The following is a 15,065-nucleotide window of genomic DNA, read 5'->3' on the forward strand; positions in this document are numbered from 1 at the left end:
GCAGGCGGCAGCGATGGCGCCAACGGCTGCGTTTTACGCGCGGCCCCTTGGGAAAAAGCGCAGATTTGGGAGGCGGAGGCGACCACGGCATAATGCCCGTTGGATTCACCACGCATGTTCTCTCTTATGGCTCTGCTTCTGGATCGACATGGCTGGCTGGCGCCGGCCCCGGGTGTAACCCTGCTGCCCTCGCCCAACCGCGACGCGCGTCCCAAAGACGCGCAGGTCTCGCTGCTGGTGCTGCACAACATCAGCCTGCCCCCGGGCAAGTTTGGCGGCCCCGAAGTTGCCGGGCTGTTCCTGAACACACTTGACTACGCTTCGCACCCCTGGCTGGAACGCCTGCGCGGCTTGCGCGTATCGGCCCACTTCTTTATTCGCCGCGATGGGCGCATCATTCAGTTCGTGTCCACCGACCAACGCGCCTGGCACGCCGGGGTGTCGCGCTTTGGCGAGCGCGAACGCTGCAACGACTTTTCCATTGGCATCGAACTGGAAGGCACGGACACCCTGCCCTACGCCGACGAGCAATACCTGGCGATGCGCAAGCTGACGCCGGTGCTGCGCGCGCGCTACCCCTTGGCCGCGGCCTGGGGCCACGAACACATTGCCCCGGGACGCAAGACCGACCCCGGGCCGGCTTTCAACTGGACGCGCTTTTCGCGCGACAGCGGCTTTGCGCGGCGGCAGTTGCCGCCCGTCTGACACTACTCAAGGACTGGTTATGTTGAAGATCTGGGGACGCCTGACGTCCGTCAACGTGCAGAAAGTGATGCTGGCCGTGCGCGAACTGGCGCTGCCGCACACCTTCGTGCAGGCAGGCGGGCCGTTCGGCGTGAACGACACGCCGGAATTCGCCAAGCTCAACCCGAACCGCACCGTGCCTGTCATCGACGATGGCGGCTTCGTGCTGTGGGAATCGAACGCCATCGTGCGCTACCTGGCCTCGCGCTACGGCGTGGGCACGCTCTGGCCCGAAGACGCCTGCCTGCGCGCCGACGCCGACCGCTGGATGGACTGGCAGGCCACCGAATGGCAAGGCGCGATGGGCCCGGCCTTCCTGGGCCTGATCCGCACGCCCGAAGACAAGCGCGACCACGCCGCCATCGAGAGCTCGGTCAAGCGTGCCAACGCGCGCGCCCTGATCCTGGACCAAGCCTTGCAAGGCCGCGAATTCATCGCCGGCCGCCATCTGACCATGGGCGACATCGCGCTTGTCTGCGCGGCGCACCGCTGGCTGGCCCTGCCCATTGAACGCCCCGACACCCCCGCGCTATCCGCCTGGTACCGCCGCGTGATGATGCGCCCCGCCCCACAAGGCGTGCTGACGCTTCCGCTGGAATAGCGCGCCCGAATGATCGTGCGCGGGAATAGAGAAATGTAGGATGGGTGTAGCGCGAGAGATCGGTGTGAAGAACACCGCTGCGGATCGCGCTAAACCCATCAAGCGACAGAGGCGTTGTGGCTGGTTCCGCTTAGGATCAGGCGATGTGGCGGGTTCCGCTTAGGACCATGGCGTTGTGGCTGGTTCCGCTTAGCACCATGCGTTGTGGCAGGCTCCGCTTAGGATCAGCCATTGTTTGATGGGTTTCGCGCGATCCGCGTTTGCGTTCTTGCGCGCGACCTTGCGCGCTACACCCATCCTACGCACTGCGCTGGCTCAGCCGCGGTCGACCTTCCAGCCCATTTCCGCCGAGATGCCCGCCGCCGCGTCCTGCACCACCGGGATCATGTCGCGCATGCGTTCCAAAGACATGTACGGCACCGTGCTGGACACGCTGATCGCGGCCACGATGCCGCTTGAGGCGTCGCGCACGGGCGCCGCCACGCAGCGGATCGACGGCTCGTTGTCTTCCAGGTCAAACGCATAGCCTTGCGCCGCGTATTCGCGCATGCGGTCGCGAAACGCTTCCCAGGTCTGCTGGCCGCCCGGCGCGCGCGACGATACCGGCGCGCCGATGCGATGCAGCGCCTTCCATTGCGGTTCTTCGGTATCCAGCAGCAGCGCCTTGCCCACGCCCGTGGCGGCAAGCGGCATGCGATGCCCCACGCGCGACCGCATCTCTAGCCCTTTCTTGCCCGAGATCTTTTCCAGGTACAGCACGTCGTCGTTGTCACGCACGGCCAGATGGATGGTGTCGCCCGTTTGTGCGGCCAGCGCATCCAGATAGGGGCGCGCCAGGGTCGCCATGGGAAATGCTTCGCGCGCCTGGAAACCCAGCTCGATCAGCTTCGGCCCCAGCACATACCCCACGCCCGGCAAGGCCCGCAGATAGCGTTCTTGCACCAGGCAACTGGCCAGCCGGTGCGTGGTGCTGCGCGCCACGCCGATGCGGGCGCAGATGTCTTTCAGGTCACGCGCACCAGCCGCCACCGCCTGCACCACTGCCAGGCCGCGCATCAAGGTTTGCGTACCGGCAGGCGCGACGGCGTCGGGGTCCAGCGTGGGGGTGGGAGTTGCAGTCGGGGTGGTGGTCATGAAACGTGAATACACAGCGAGAACGGGGGCAAGCATACCCGGGATGGCGCAGGGCGCGGAGGCGGCGGAGTTGCGGCAGGATTTCCACCCCGGCGGCTGCCCGATCGCGTCACGTCACATTCCCTGTATATGGGATTTAATTCTACATTTTGAGATTTTTCAAGCTCTGATCTAGAATTTTTTCCCAACGCGCGCAGGCTGTTATGAAGGCCCGGCGCGCATCAAGACAACAAGGTCGCAGCGCCCCGTATTGCATGCCTTGCCCGCGCCCACCTCGGCGCCACCGGCAAGCGACGTCGGGCAAGGCGGCCAACGATGAGACACATCAGATGACACCCGCAACACCCGCCCGCGCGGCGCTTATCGCGCTGGATTGGGGCACCTCTTCACTACGCGCGTACCGGCTGGACGACACGGGCCGCACGCTGGACACTCGCCATCTGCCCTGGGGCATCATGCGCCTGCCGCAGCCCTTGCAGGATGGCGCCGCCAGCACCGCCCTGTCCGGCTTCGACCTGGCGTTTGAACAAGCCTGCGGCGACTGGCTGCGCGCCGAGCCGACGCTGCCCGTCATCGCCTGCGGCATGGTCGGCAGCGCCCAGGGCTGGCAGGAAGCGGCGTACCTGGACGTGCCCGTCGAGCTGGAACGCATCGGCACCTTGCTGACCGTGGTCCAACGTACCGGCGCCGGCCCCAACGCCACGCCGGTACACATCGTGCCCGGCTTGATCCAGCGCCATGGCCTGCCCAACGTGATGCGCGGCGAAGAGACACAGGTGTTCGGCGTGCTGTTCGACCAAGCGGGCGACGTGGCCGCGCAGCCGGACGCAGCGCCAGAGGCTAAGCCGGATGCAAAGCCAGATCCCGCATCAGGCCCAACGTCAGAACCAGATCCAATCGCCCCCCCCGCCGACACCGTACTGATCGGCCTGCCCGGCACGCATTCCAAGTGGGTCAGCGCCCGCCAGGGCCGCGTCACGCACTTCGACACCTTCATGACCGGCGAGGTCTACGCCGCGCTGCGCGGCCACACCATCCTGGGCCGCACGATGAGCGATGCGCCCGCCGCCGCCGAGCAAGCGGACAAGCAAGCCGAAAAGCAGGCAATCAAGCAGGCCGACCTCACCGCCGACAGCGGCGCCTTCATGCGCGGCGTGAAAGTGGCCGGTGCGCCGGCCGGACGCGCCGGCGTGTTGTCCACCATCTTCAGCACGCGCGCGCTGGGCCTGACCGGTGAACTGCCTTCGACCTCGCAAGCCGACTATCTGTCAGGCCTGCTGATCGGCCACGAAATTGCCGCGCTGGCCCAGATGCTGCGCGAGCAAGGCGAGCTGCCCCGCATCGTGCTGTGCGGCGACCCCGCACTGTGCCAACGCTACATCCTGGCCATGCAGCACTACGGCCTGGGCACGCCCGAGCAAGCTCAGAACGCCACCGAACGCGGCTTATGGCACCTGGCCGTCTGCGCCGGGCTGGTCAAGATCGGACAGATCAAAGCCGGACCGGTCAAGGCAGAACCGGTCGACACCGACACCCCCACTTCGGCACCCGTCTAGGAACCCCACATGACCCACACCGGACTGCAAACCGCCATGGCCCATTGCGGGCTGATCGCCATCCTGCGCGGCATCCAGCCGCACGAAGCGGAAGACATCGGCAATGCCCTGTACGCGGCGGGCTTTCGCCTGATCGAAGTGCCGCTGAATTCGCCGGACCCGCTGGCCAGCATCCGCGCCATGCGCGCCGCGCTGCCCACCGACTGCCTGATCGGCGCCGGCACCGTGCTCAACCCCGACGACTGCGCGCGCGTGCAGGATGCGGGCGGCGAATTGATCGTGATGCCGCACAGCGACGCCGCCGTCATCCGCGCCGCGAAAAAGTTGGGCATGGCGTCCTGCCCCGGCGTTGCCACGCCCACCGAGGCGTTTGCCGCGCTAGCGGCCGGCGCCGACGTGCTGAAGATGTTTCCCGCCGAGCAGTTCGGCCCCGCCGTGCTCAAGGCCTGGCGCGCCGTGATGCGCCCGCCGATCGCGCTGGTACCGGTAGGCGGCATCACGCCCGACAACCTTTCCGTTTTTGCCCAGGCGGGCGCCAGCGGCTTCGGCCTGGGCTCCGCCTTGTACAAACCCGGCCTGACGGCCACCGACGTCGGCCAGAACGCGCGCGCATTCGTCGCCGCCTGGCAACGCGCCTATTCCGCCCAGGAGACCCAAGCATGAAGATCACCAAGCTCACCACCTACATCGTGCCGCCCCGGTGGTGCTTCCTGAAAATCGAAACGGACGAAGGCATCGTCGGCTGGGGCGAGCCCGTCGTGGAAGGCCGCGCGCATTCCGTGGCCGCCGCCGTTGAAGAACTGTCCGACTACCTGATCGGCAAAGACCCGCGCAACATCGAAGACCACTGGACGGTGCTGTACCGGGGCGGCTTCTATCGCGGCGGCGCCATCCACATGAGCGCGCTCGCCGGTATCGACCAGGCGCTGTGGGACATCAAGGGCAAGCACCTGGGCGTGCCGGTGTCGCAATTGTTGGGCGGCAACGTGCGCGATCGCATCCGGGTGTATTCGTGGATTGGCGGCGACCGCCCGGCCGATACCGCCGCCGCCGCCAAGAGCGCCGTGGACCGTGGCTTTACCGCCGTGAAGATGAACGGCACGGAAGAACTGCAATACATCGATTCGTTCGACAAGGTGGATAAGTGCCTGGAGAACGTGGCCGCCGTGCGCCAGGCCGTCGGCCCCAACGTGGGCATCGGCGTGGACTTCCACGGCCGCGTGCACAAGCCCATGGCCAAGGTTCTGATGAAAGAGCTGGACCCGTTCAAGCTGATGTTCATCGAAGAGCCCGTGTTGAGCGAACACTACGAAGCGCTGAAGGAACTGGCGCCGCTGACGTCCACCCCCATCGCGCTGGGCGAGCGCCTGTTCTCGCGCTGGGACTTCAAGCGCGTGCTGTCCGAAGGCTATGTCGACATCATCCAGCCCGACCCGTCGCACGCGGGCGGCATCACCGAAACCCGCAAGATCGCCGCGATGGCCGAAGCGTATGACGTGGCGCTGGCGCTGCATTGCCCGCTGGGTCCTATCGCACTGGCCACCTGCCTGCAGATCGATGCTGGTTGCTACAACGCCTTCATCCAGGAACAAAGCCTGGGCATTCACTACAACGCCGCCAACGACCTGCTGGACTACGTCAGCAACCGCGAAGTCTTCAAGTACGAAGACGGCATGGTCGCCATTCCGCAAGGCCCGGGCCTGGGCATCGAGGTCAACGAGGAATACGTGAAGGAGCGCGCCGCCGTGGGCCACCGGTGGCGCAACCCGATCTGGCGCCACGCCGACGGCAGCTTCGCCGAGTGGTAAGGCCAGCCCGTTCACGCTGACTGACCGCCATGCGGCGTCTCATGCTTCTGTCACGAGCGCCGCTTTTTCTTCTTCATATCGATAACCCATCGGCATCCAAGCCGATGGCCCCCGCCCCTAGAAGGGCGCACGAGGAGACAATCCGTGTCGACCGCCACCCACGCCGGCTTGCAACAGACCCAGCGCCCCACGCGCAGCCGCTACATCATCATGGTGATGTTGTTTATCACCGTCGTCATCAACTACCTGGACCGCAGCAACCTGTCCATCGCCGCGCCCGCGCTCAAGGACGAGTTCGGGCTGGACACCTGGCATGAAGGGCTGATCCTGTCCGCCTTCGGCTGGACCTACGCCGCCATGCAGATCCCCGGCGGCTGGCTGGTGGACCGCGTATCGCCCCGCGTGCTGTATGCCACCGCGCTGATCCTATGGTCGGCCGCGACCTTCTTCATGGGCTTTGCCAGCAGCTTCATCATCCTGTTCGTGTTGCGGCTGGCGGTGGGCGCGCTGGAAGCGCCCGCCTACCCCATCAACAATCGCGTCGTCACCACCTGGTTTCCGGAAAAAGAACGCGCCACGGCCATCGGCTTCTACACGTCGGGCCAGTTCGTGGGCCTGGCCTTCCTGACACCCGTGCTGGCCTGGTTGCAACACCATTACGGCTGGCACATGGTGTTTGTCAGCACCGGCTTGCTGGGTATCGTCTGGGGCGTGCTGTGGTACCTGATCTATCGCGAGCCGCGCCAGTTCAAGGGTGCCAACGCCGCCGAGATCGAACTGATCCAGCAAGGCGGCGGCGTGGTCGACCTGGACCGCAACGCGCGCGCCAAGAAGGCGCCGTTCAACTGGAATGACCTGGGCCTGGTGATGTCCAAGCGCAAGCTGTGGGGCGTGTACCTGGGCCAGTTCTGCCTGACGTCCACGCTGTGGTTCTTCCTGACGTGGTTCCCGACCTATCTGGTGAAGTACCGAGGCATGGACTTCATCAAGTCGGGCTTCCTGGCGTCCGTGCCCTTCCTGGCCGCGTTCGTCGGCGTGCTGTGCTCCGGCGTGCTGTCCGACTTCCTGGTGCGGCGCGGCGCCAGCGTGGGCCTGGCCCGCAAGCTGCCCATCATCCTGGGCCTGCTGATTTCCACATCGATGATCGGCGCCAACTTCACCGACTCCACCCCCTGGGTCATCTTCTTTTTGGCCCTGGCCTTCTTCGGCAACGGCCTGGCGTCAATCACCTGGTCACTGGTGTCCACCTTGGCGCCGGTGCGGCTCTTGGGCCTGACGGGCGGCGTGTTCAATTTCGTGGGCAACCTGTCGTCCATCTGCACCCCCATCGTGATCGGCTTCCTGGTATCGAAAGACAACTTCGCCCCCGCCATCGTGTACGTGTCGTCGCTGGCACTGCTGGGCGCACTGTCGTACATCCTGCTGGTGGGTAAGGTGGAGCGGATAGAAGCGTGATTGGTGTGTGTGGGTGAGACAAAAGGCGCCGGATAAGTCTGGCGCCTTTTTCGTCTCTATGGTCAACGCCCCTCAGCAGCCCTGCATCGCCAGTTTGCGGCGGCGCACGTTGCCGGCCCGCTGCACCAGCACCAGCGCCAGCCCGGCCACGGCGATGACGGCGCCGGCGATGGGTACCGCCGCATAGCCCAACCCGGCCGAGATCACTGCGCCGCCAGCGGCCGCGCCGACCGCGTTGCCCAGGTTGAACGCGCCCACATTCACCGACGAGGCCAGCCCGGGGGCCGCCGTGGCGGCGCGCATCACGCCCATCTGCAAGGGCGGCACCACGGCGAAGGTGGCGACGCCGAAGATCAACAGGGAAATGGCCGCGCCGATCTGGGTGGAAGCGACCCACGGGAACGCCAGCAGGTCGATGATGACGATCACCAGGAACGTAATCAGCGTGCCGTCCAGCGAGCGGTCAGCCATGCGGCCACCCACGCCGTTGCCCAACGTAAAGCCCAGGCCGATCAGCACCAGCATGCCGGTAATGAAGGCGGGCGATGCGCCGGTAATGTCGGCCAGCGTGGGTGCAATGTAGGTGTACAGCGTGAACATCGCGCCCGCGCCCAGCACCGTGGTCAACAGCGCCAGCAGCACGACGGGGCTTTTCAGCACGGCCAGTTCATGGCGTACATCCGGGCGGCGTCCGGCTTCGCCAGCAGGCAGGGCGAACCACAGCGACAACATCGCAATCAAGCCCAGCACGGCGGTGGCGAAAAACGACATGCGCCAGCCGATCACCTGCCCCAGCCACGTGGCGGCGGGCACGCCGCCCACGTTGGCGATGGTCAAGCCCATGAACATGGTTGCCACCGCGCTTGCCTGCTTGTGGCGCGGCACCACGCTGGCCGCCACCAGCGAGCCCAGACCAAAGAACGCGCCGTGATTCAGGCTGGTAACCAGCCGCGCCAGCAACAGCGTGGTGTAGTTGGGCGACAGCGCCGACAGCACGTTGCCGATGGTGAAGATCAACATCAACAGAATCAGCGCCTTGCGCCGCGACCAGCGCGAAAACGCCAGCGTCATCAGCGGCGCGCCAAGCATCACGCCGATGGCGTAGGCGCTGATCAACATGCCGGCGCTGGGAATGGAGACGTTCACGCCCTCGGCAATAACGGGCAACAGGCCCATGGGAGAAAACTCGGTCACGCCGATGCCGAACGCACCGACGGCGAGCGCCAACAGCGGCAAGCCGGACTTCACCGGCGGATTATCTTGCGGGTTCATGCGGATTCCTTGGAGCACGTCGGAAAGACAGGCGTGCAGTATGACCGCGCGATCCTTGCGGAAAAAGCCGTCTGGCGGGCAAACACTTTTGACTTCAAGTCACGAATCGCCCCCAAGCACGGGCGCTACGTCAGACCCAGCAAGCGTTCCGTTTCACGCGCCAGGGCGACCAATCGGGGGCCGATGTCCGCCGCCCGCTCGCGGTAGGGTCCGTCCCCAGACGGTACGCCGCAGTTAAAGACGTACAGCAGCGACTGATAAGGCCGCCACAAGGGCGCGGCAAAGCCATAGGCGTCTGGGCGCCACTGCACGTTGTTGCCGCAATATCCCTTGCGTTCCAGGTCGCGCGATGCCGCCGCCAGGCTGGGGAAGTGCTCGGCGTAATGGCGCGCGTCGGCCACCCGCAACTGGTTCAGCACCACCGCCCGCTCGGCATCCGGCACCCGGCACAGCCAGGCCTTGCCCGCCGCGCTGGACAGCAAGGGCAAGGCCGCGCCGATGTCGGGCCGGGTCTGCAAGGCGTCGTTTGACCTGGCGGTTTCCACATAGACCATCTGCAAGCGGTCGCGCACCACCAGCGACACCGCGCCGCGCGCATGATCGGCCAACTGCTTCATCAGCGGCCGCGCCAACTGGCGGATCTGCATGCTGGCCAGCAAGGGGTAGCTCAGCGCCAGCACCGACGCGCCCAGCCGATAGCGGGCGGGCGACCCCAGGCGCTGCAAGAAACCCAGTTCGACCAAGGTATGCGTCAGGCGCGCCACCGCGCTTTTGGACAGGCCGGTCTGCTGCGCGAAGTCCTTGTTGGCCAGCTCCGGACGGTCCGCCCGAAAGCACGCCAGGATATCGATGCCGTGCGCCAAGGTGGTGGCAAAGTCGCGGTCGGGGGTGGGGTTGGGCTGGGGACCCCGGGCGGCGTCATGGTCAAGTTCAAGCGGCATCCTGGCGCTCCAGCATTTTTTCCACCCGCGTCACCAAGGTCATCAGACGCGGCGCGATGCGTCGGCGCAAATCGCCCGGTCGCAGCCGCCGCGCGGGCACGCCGCAATTGAACACGAACACCTGCCCGTCCACCCGGCTGCGCATCGGCACCGCCACGGCATGCACGTCGGCATGCCATTCGCCTTCGGCCACGCAGTAGCCATGCGCGGCATAGTCGCGGCGCGCCTGCTCCCACCCCGGCGCATGCCGTTGCCAGGCGGCGGGATCTTGCAGTCGCAGCGCCTGCAACAGCGCTTCTGCCTCATCGTCATCCGCCTGCGCCAGCCACGCCCGGCCCATCGCCGAGGGCAGCAGCGGCAGCATGGCGCCGATGTCGGGCCGGAACGCCACGGCGTCATGGCCCCGGCACGTTTCCACGTACACCATGTGCGTGCCGTGATGCATGCCCAGCGACGCCGACCCGCCCGCCGCGTTCGCCAGCCTCGTCATCAGCGGGCGCGCCAACTGCCGCAGCTTGATGCTGGCCAGCAAGGGATAGCTCAGCGACAACAGCGCCGTGCCCAGCCGGTAGCGGCGCAGGCTGGCGTCATAGCGCAACAGGCCACGCTGGACCAGCGTATACGTCAGCCGCGAAATCGTGGCTTTGGACAGGCCGGTGCGCTCAGCCAGCTCGCGGTTGCTGAGCGCGGGTTCGCCATGGCGAAAGGTCTGCAACACGGCCAGGCCGTGAGCCAGCGTGGTGGCGAAATCAGGGTCGGGGTGGCGGCCGCCCAGGGGCGTGGTCATGGTCGCAATCCGGGTGGAGATTCCGCGCTGAATAGTGACAGGCGGAACGTGAAAGGCGAGAAATGAAAGGCGCGCAATAAAAGCGAAAAAGCGTGGAATGTTGATGCCGATGATAGAGCAAGCGCGGCCCATATCGAGCAATAGGCGTTCAAGATATCAAAACACTTGTCTCGCATTTCGCTTTGCTTTGCTAGCCTGGGTTCCATGTTGTCCGGCGCGGATTCGTCCGCCCGCCAGGCCAGCCAATTAGAAAATCGGAGACAACCCATGATCAGGGACCCTGACGGCTTTCCCGCCTTCATCGAATCGCTGCGGCGCTTCGTCCGCCAGCAACTGGTTCCGCGCGAAGCCGAAGTGGCGCGCCTGGATGCAGTGCCCGACGACCTGGTGCGGGCCATGGCCGACCAAGGCATGTTCGGCTATTCCATCCCGGAAGCCTATGGCGGCGCGGGCATGAGCACCGAAGAACTGATCCGCGCGGCGATTGAGCTGTCGCAATGTTCCGTGGCGTTTCGGGCGCGCGTGGGCACCAACACCGGCATCGGTTCCGAAGCCCTGGTGGCCGACGGCACCGCGCAGCAGAAAGACCACTACCTGCCCCGGCTGGCGTCGGGTGAATTGACCGGCTGCTTCGCGCTGACCGAGCCGCAAGCCGGGTCGGACGCCACCGCCCTGCGCACGACCGCCGTGCGCGACGGCGACAGCTATGTGCTGAATGGCGAAAAGTGCTTCATCACCAACGCCCCGCTTGCCGGCCTGTTCACCGTCATGGCGCGCACCGACCCCGACGCGCCCGGCGCCAAGGGCATATCCGCTTTCATCGTGGAACGCGGCACGCCGGGTTTGTCCACCGGCCAGCCCTACGACAAGATGGGCCAGGCCGGGTCGCCCGTGTCCGCCGTCTACTTTGAAGATTGCCGCGTGCCCGCCGCCAACCTGATCGGCGGCCAGGAAGGCATGGGCTTCAAGACGGCCATGAAAGTGCTGAACAAGCAGCGCATTCATCTGGCCGCGCTGTGCATCGGCCCCGCTATCCGCATGCTGGACGACACGCTGCGCTTTGTGGCCGAACGCCAGCAGTTCGGCAAGCCGCTGATGGACTTCCAACTGATCCAGGCGATGCTGGCCGATTGCCAGACCGACATCCAGGCCGCGCTGGCGCTGGTGCTGCAAACCGCGCGCGAACGCGACGAGGGCCGCGACGTAACCATGAACGCGTCGATCTGCAAGTACTTCGCGTCGGAAATGTGCGGCCGTGTGGCGGACCGCTGCGTGCAGATGCACGGCGGCTACGGTTACATCGCCGACCAGGGCATTGAACGGTTTTATCGCGACGTGCGCCTGTTCCGCCTGTACGAAGGCACCAGCCAGATTCATCAACTGACCATCGCCCGCCACACGCTGGCGCAGGCCGGTTACACGCCCGGCCGCTAGGCCAGGGCGCTATCCCGGGACCGCAGCCAACAGAAGCCCGCGGCCCATCAACCCAAGGAGACTCTCATGCTGCACAAGCACCTGCCGAAATGGATCGGCGCCATCGCCGCCGCACTCACCTGCGCGGCGCTGCCGCCCCAGGCCGCCGCCGCGTATCCCGACAAGCCGATCCGGCTGATCGTGCCGTTCGCCCCCGGCGGATCCACCGACATACTTGGCCGCCTGCTGGCCGAAGCGCTGCACCCCATCCTGGGCCAGCCGGTCATCGTGGAAAACAAGCCGGGCGCCGGCGGCAATATCGGCGGGGACTTCGTGGCGCGCGCCGCGCCGGACGGCTACACGCTGCTGCTGGCGGCGGCCGGCCCCACCGTCATCAACCCCAGCCTGTACGCCAACATGCCGTTCGACCCCGCCCGGGACCTGACCGCCATCACCTGCCTGGAACGCGAACACAACCTGATGGTGGTGACCAAGTCCATGCCCGTGAAAACGCTGGCGGAATTCCTGACGTACGCGCGCAATAACCCCGGCAAGCTGTCGTTCGGTTCGCCCGGCAATGGCTCGCCCGCGCAACTGGCCGGCGAACTGCTCAAACAGAAGGCCGGGCTGCAAGCCGAACACGTGCCCTACAAAGGCAGCGGCCCCGCCATCACCGACCTGGTCGCCGGCCATATCGATTTCATGATCGACAACATGCCCGCGCTGCTGCCGCAAGTGAAAGCGGGCAACCTGCGCGCGCTGGCCGTGCCCAGCGATGCGCGCGCGACCGCCTCGCCAGACATCCCCACCTTCAGCGAAGCGGGCATGCCGGGTTTTGAGGTTATGGCGTGGAAAGGGCTGATGTCGCCCGCCAACACGCCGCCCGCCGTGGTGGACCGCTTGCACGCCGCCGTGGCCAAGGCATTGCAAGACCCCGTGTTGCGCGCCCGCTTCCAGGAATTGGGCGCCGAGCCGCTGGTCAACACGCCCGCCGAATTCGCCAAGCAGATCGCGGACGAGACCTTGTGGTGGAGCAAGCTGGTGAAGTCCACCGGCACCCGCATCCAGTAAGCGTCCGCATTTAAGCCTCTGCATTCAAGTCGCTTCAAGCAAGCCCTGACCGCAAGCCTTCACAAGCCAGCCTTTACAAAGGGACCGCCATGCCCGCCCAGCCCATCGGCGACGCCGCCATCGAAGACCTGTGCGAACGGGTTCGCCGCTTTGTCGATGACATCGCCATCCCCGAGGAATCCCCCGCCATCGCCCGCGACGTGGCGGCCCTGGACGCATGTGTAGCGCGCTTGCGCGTGCAAGCCCGGGACGCCGGCCTGTACGCGCCGCAACTGCCCGTGGAACTTGGCGGGCTGGGCCTGGGGGGGGGCGCGCTGGCGCAAGTGCTGGAAGCGGCCGGTCGCGGCTTTCTGGGGCCGGCCGCCTTGAACTGCGCCGCGCCCGACCAGCCCAACATGCTGACATTGCTGCGGCTGGGCACCCCCGCCCAACGCGAGCGCTTTCTGCTGCCCCTGATCCGCGCGGAACAGCGCGCCTGCTTCGCCATGACCGAACCCGCGCCGGGCGCGGGGTCCGACCCGTCCATGCTGCGCACCCGCGCAACCCGGCGCGGCCAAGGCTGGGTGTTGAACGGGCACAAGCAATTCATCAGCGGCGGCGTCGGCGCGGACTTTGCGCTGGTGCTGGCGCAGGCCGATGCCGGCGCCACGCTCTTCGTCGTGCCCGCCGACACGCCGGGCTACCGCGTGTTGCGCGACATCGGCATGGTCACCGGCTACCAGATCGGCGGCCATGCGGAAATTGAATTGGACGGCTGCGAGGTCGGCGACGACGCCGTGCTGGGCGAACCCGGCCGTGGCCTGGAATACGCGCAACTGCGGCTGGAGCCCGCGCGCCTGTCGCACTGCATGCGCTACATCGGCCGCGCCCGCCGCGCCCTGGAAACCGCTCAAGCCTACGTCAACACGCGCGAGTCTTTTGGATCGCGCCTGGCCGACCTTCAGCAGATTCAAGCCATGGTCGCCGATTCACACATCGACCTGCACGCCAGCCGCTTGATGACGCTGGATTGCGCGGGCCGCATGGACGCGGGCTTGTCCGTCAAGCAGCACAGCGCCATGACCAAGGTATTCGTATCCGAAGCCGTCAACCGCGTGGCCGACCGCGCCGTGCAAATGATGGGCGCATCGGGCCTGTCCGACGACACCCCCGTGGCAATGATCTGGCAAGAAATGCGCCCCTTCCGCATCTACGACGGCGCCAACGAACTGCACCGCGCCAGCCTTGCGCGCCGCCTCTTGGCGCGCGGCTGACCCATCCCAGGAGACCCGCATGCCCATCCCCACCTTCCAGGCCTACCGACTGCATGGCGGCGCCGCCGGCGCGCCCCCGCAAGGACGCTTCGACACCTTGTCGGAAGATGACTTGTCCCCCGGCGATACGCTGATCAAGGTCGCCTACGCCGGCCTGAACTACAAGGACGCGCTGGCGCAGGCCGGACGCGGCAACGTCGTGCGCCAGTACCCCCGCATCGGCGGCATCGACCTGAGCGGCACCGTGGTGCACTCCACCGACCCCGCGCTTGCTCCCGGTCAGGAAGTCGTCGTGCATGGCTTTGGCATCGGCGTGGACTGCGACGGCGGCTATGCGGAATACGCGCGCGTGCCGCATGACTGGGTGCTGCCCTTGCCCGCCGGCATCACGCTGCGCAACGCCGCCGTGCTGGGCGCCGCCGGGTTCACCGCCGCGCTGTCCCTGCACTGGATGGAACACTGCGGCCTGGCGCCTGACCAAGGCGAAGTGCTGGTCACCGGCGCCACCGGCGGCGTGGCGGGCATTGCCATCGACATCCTCAGCCAACGCGGGTATCGCGTCTGCGCCATGTCCGGCAAGCCCGATGCCGCCGACTATCTGCGGTCGCTCGGCGCCGCCGAGGTCATGGCCCCGCCCGACCTGTCCGCCCCCATCAAACCCTTGATGAGCGCGCGCTGGGCCGGCGTCATCGATTCCGTGGGCGGCCCCTTGCTGGCCCACGCGCGGGCCAGCGGGCGCCCCGACGGCGTGGTGGCCGCGTTTGGCAACGCGGGCGGCGCGGAGCTGCCCACGTCCGTCATCCCCTTCATCTTGCGCGGCGTGAAGCTGCTGGGCATCAACGCCAACAGCCCCATGCCGCTGCGCCGCGCGCTATGGCAACGGCTGGCCTCCGACTACCGCCCGCAGCGCCTGGACCTTGCCGCGCGCGTCATCACCCCCCATGACTTGCAGCAAGCGCTGGCCGCCATGCTCGAACGCGGCAGCACCGGCCGCAGCGTCGTGCGCTTTTCCTGAACCTACTCGCCCGCA

14 protein-coding genes are annotated in these 15,065 nt (G+C 66.7%); 10 read left to right on the plus strand and 4 right to left on the minus strand.

The genetic code is table 11. The features are described from left to right. Positions 1–126: 126 nt before the first annotated feature. Together ampD and ACE04A_RS23375 are read left to right on the plus strand one after the other, a co-directional pair. Entirely contained in the window at positions 127–705 is a 579-nt protein-coding gene (gene ampD, locus ACE04A_RS23370; protein ID WP_448716759.1) for a 1,6-anhydro-N-acetylmuramyl-L-alanine amidase AmpD, read from the plus strand. Between the two features lie 19 nt (positions 706–724). After that, positions 725–1,345, plus strand: a complete 621-nt coding sequence (locus ACE04A_RS23375; RefSeq protein ID WP_448716624.1) for a glutathione S-transferase family protein — start codon at positions 725–727, stop codon at positions 1,343–1,345. Between the two features lie 315 nt (positions 1,346–1,660). On the opposite strand, the gene ACE04A_RS23380 is transcribed toward ACE04A_RS23375, so the two are convergent. Beyond that, a complete protein-coding gene (locus ACE04A_RS23380) occupies positions 1,661–2,479 on the minus strand; it encodes an IclR family transcriptional regulator (RefSeq protein ID WP_427968533.1) in 819 nt (272 codons plus the stop codon). A 329-nt stretch (positions 2,480–2,808) separates the two neighbouring features. Here ACE04A_RS23380 and ACE04A_RS23385 point away from each other — a divergent pair, with 329 nt between their 5' ends. The 4 genes from ACE04A_RS23385 to ACE04A_RS23400 all read left to right on the plus strand — a co-directional run bounded on the left by ACE04A_RS23385 (position 2,809) and on the right by ACE04A_RS23400 (position 7,298). Then, a complete protein-coding gene (locus tag ACE04A_RS23385) occupies positions 2,809–4,035 on the plus strand; it encodes a 2-dehydro-3-deoxygalactonokinase (protein ID WP_448716626.1) in 1,227 nt (408 codons plus the stop codon). A 9-nt stretch (positions 4,036–4,044) separates the two neighbouring features. Next, complete coding sequence (locus ACE04A_RS23390) at positions 4,045–4,698, plus strand: 2-dehydro-3-deoxy-6-phosphogalactonate aldolase (protein ID WP_448716628.1); 654 nt, start codon at positions 4,045–4,047, stop codon at positions 4,696–4,698. Continuing rightward, on the plus strand, positions 4,695–5,843 hold the full coding sequence (gene dgoD / locus ACE04A_RS23395) for a galactonate dehydratase (protein ID WP_050445685.1): 1,149 nt from the start codon (positions 4,695–4,697) through the stop codon (positions 5,841–5,843). Before ACE04A_RS23390 ends, dgoD begins: the two co-directional genes overlap by 4 nt. 144 nt (positions 5,844–5,987) lie before the next feature. Continuing rightward, positions 5,988–7,298, plus strand: coding sequence for an MFS transporter (locus tag ACE04A_RS23400; protein WP_448716629.1), 1,311 nt, complete (start codon positions 5,988–5,990; stop codon positions 7,296–7,298). 72 nt (positions 7,299–7,370) lie between these two features. On the opposite strand, the gene ACE04A_RS23405 is transcribed toward ACE04A_RS23400, so the two are convergent. The 3 genes from ACE04A_RS23405 to ACE04A_RS23415 all read right to left on the minus strand — a co-directional run bounded on the left by ACE04A_RS23405 (position 7,371) and on the right by ACE04A_RS23415 (position 10,298). Continuing rightward, positions 7,371–8,570, minus strand: coding sequence for an MFS transporter (locus tag ACE04A_RS23405; protein ID WP_448716630.1), 1,200 nt, complete (start codon positions 8,568–8,570; stop codon positions 7,371–7,373). Positions 8,571–8,695: 125 nt separating this feature from the next. Continuing rightward, entirely contained in the window at positions 8,696–9,511 is an 816-nt protein-coding gene (locus ACE04A_RS23410; protein WP_448716631.1) for an IclR family transcriptional regulator, read from the minus strand. Continuing rightward, positions 9,501–10,298, minus strand: a complete 798-nt coding sequence (locus tag ACE04A_RS23415) for an IclR family transcriptional regulator (protein WP_448716632.1) — start codon at positions 10,296–10,298, stop codon at positions 9,501–9,503. The genes ACE04A_RS23410 and ACE04A_RS23415 overlap by 11 nt, the downstream gene beginning before the upstream one ends. A 267-nt stretch (positions 10,299–10,565) precedes the next feature. Here ACE04A_RS23415 and ACE04A_RS23420 point away from each other — a divergent pair, with 267 nt between their 5' ends. The 4 genes from ACE04A_RS23420 to ACE04A_RS23435 all read left to right on the plus strand — a co-directional run bounded on the left by ACE04A_RS23420 (position 10,566) and on the right by ACE04A_RS23435 (position 15,050). After that, entirely contained in the window at positions 10,566–11,732 is a 1,167-nt protein-coding gene (locus ACE04A_RS23420; RefSeq protein WP_448716634.1) for an acyl-CoA dehydrogenase family protein, read from the plus strand. 66 nt (positions 11,733–11,798) lie between these two features. After that, positions 11,799–12,782 (plus strand): Bug family tripartite tricarboxylate transporter substrate binding protein, encoded by a 984-nt coding sequence (locus ACE04A_RS23425; RefSeq protein ID WP_448716635.1) that lies wholly within the window; start codon positions 11,799–11,801, stop codon positions 12,780–12,782. Positions 12,783–12,871: 89 nt separating this feature from the next. Continuing rightward, entirely contained in the window at positions 12,872–14,035 is a 1,164-nt protein-coding gene (locus ACE04A_RS23430) for an acyl-CoA dehydrogenase family protein (RefSeq protein ID WP_485820563.1), read from the plus strand. Between the two features lie 19 nt (positions 14,036–14,054). Further along, the gene (locus ACE04A_RS23435) at positions 14,055–15,050 is read left to right on the plus strand and encodes an acrylyl-CoA reductase family protein (RefSeq protein WP_485820564.1); all 996 of its coding nucleotides are present in this window, start codon (positions 14,055–14,057) and stop codon (positions 15,048–15,050) included. Positions 15,051–15,065: the final 15 nt, after the last annotated feature.

The sequence above is a fragment of the Achromobacter colocynthidis genome (assembly GCF_057334535.1).

Coding starts and splice junctions, on each gene's coding strand:
- ampD (WP_448716759.1), top strand. CDS start 127: ATGGCTCTGCTTCTGGATCGACATGGCTGGCTGGCGCCGGCCCCGGGT.
- ACE04A_RS23375 (WP_448716624.1), top strand. CDS start 725: ATGTTGAAGATCTGGGGACGCCTGACGTCCGTCAACGTGCAGAAAGTG.
- ACE04A_RS23380 (WP_427968533.1), bottom strand. CDS start 2,479: ATGACCACCACCCCGACTGCAACTCCCACCCCCACGCTGGACCCCGAC.
- ACE04A_RS23385 (WP_448716626.1), top strand. CDS start 2,809: ATGACACCCGCAACACCCGCCCGCGCGGCGCTTATCGCGCTGGATTGG.
- ACE04A_RS23390 (WP_448716628.1), top strand. CDS start 4,045: ATGACCCACACCGGACTGCAAACCGCCATGGCCCATTGCGGGCTGATC.
- dgoD (WP_050445685.1), top strand. CDS start 4,695: ATGAAGATCACCAAGCTCACCACCTACATCGTGCCGCCCCGGTGGTGC.
- ACE04A_RS23405 (WP_448716630.1), bottom strand. CDS start 8,570: ATGAACCCGCAAGATAATCCGCCGGTGAAGTCCGGCTTGCCGCTGTTG.
- ACE04A_RS23410 (WP_448716631.1), bottom strand. CDS start 9,511: ATGCCGCTTGAACTTGACCATGACGCCGCCCGGGGTCCCCAGCCCAAC.
- ACE04A_RS23415 (WP_448716632.1), bottom strand. CDS start 10,298: ATGACCACGCCCCTGGGCGGCCGCCACCCCGACCCTGATTTCGCCACC.
- ACE04A_RS23420 (WP_448716634.1), top strand. CDS start 10,566: ATGATCAGGGACCCTGACGGCTTTCCCGCCTTCATCGAATCGCTGCGG.
- ACE04A_RS23425 (WP_448716635.1), top strand. CDS start 11,799: ATGCTGCACAAGCACCTGCCGAAATGGATCGGCGCCATCGCCGCCGCA.
- ACE04A_RS23430 (WP_485820563.1), top strand. CDS start 12,872: ATGCCCGCCCAGCCCATCGGCGACGCCGCCATCGAAGACCTGTGCGAA.
- ACE04A_RS23435 (WP_485820564.1), top strand. CDS start 14,055: ATGCCCATCCCCACCTTCCAGGCCTACCGACTGCATGGCGGCGCCGCC.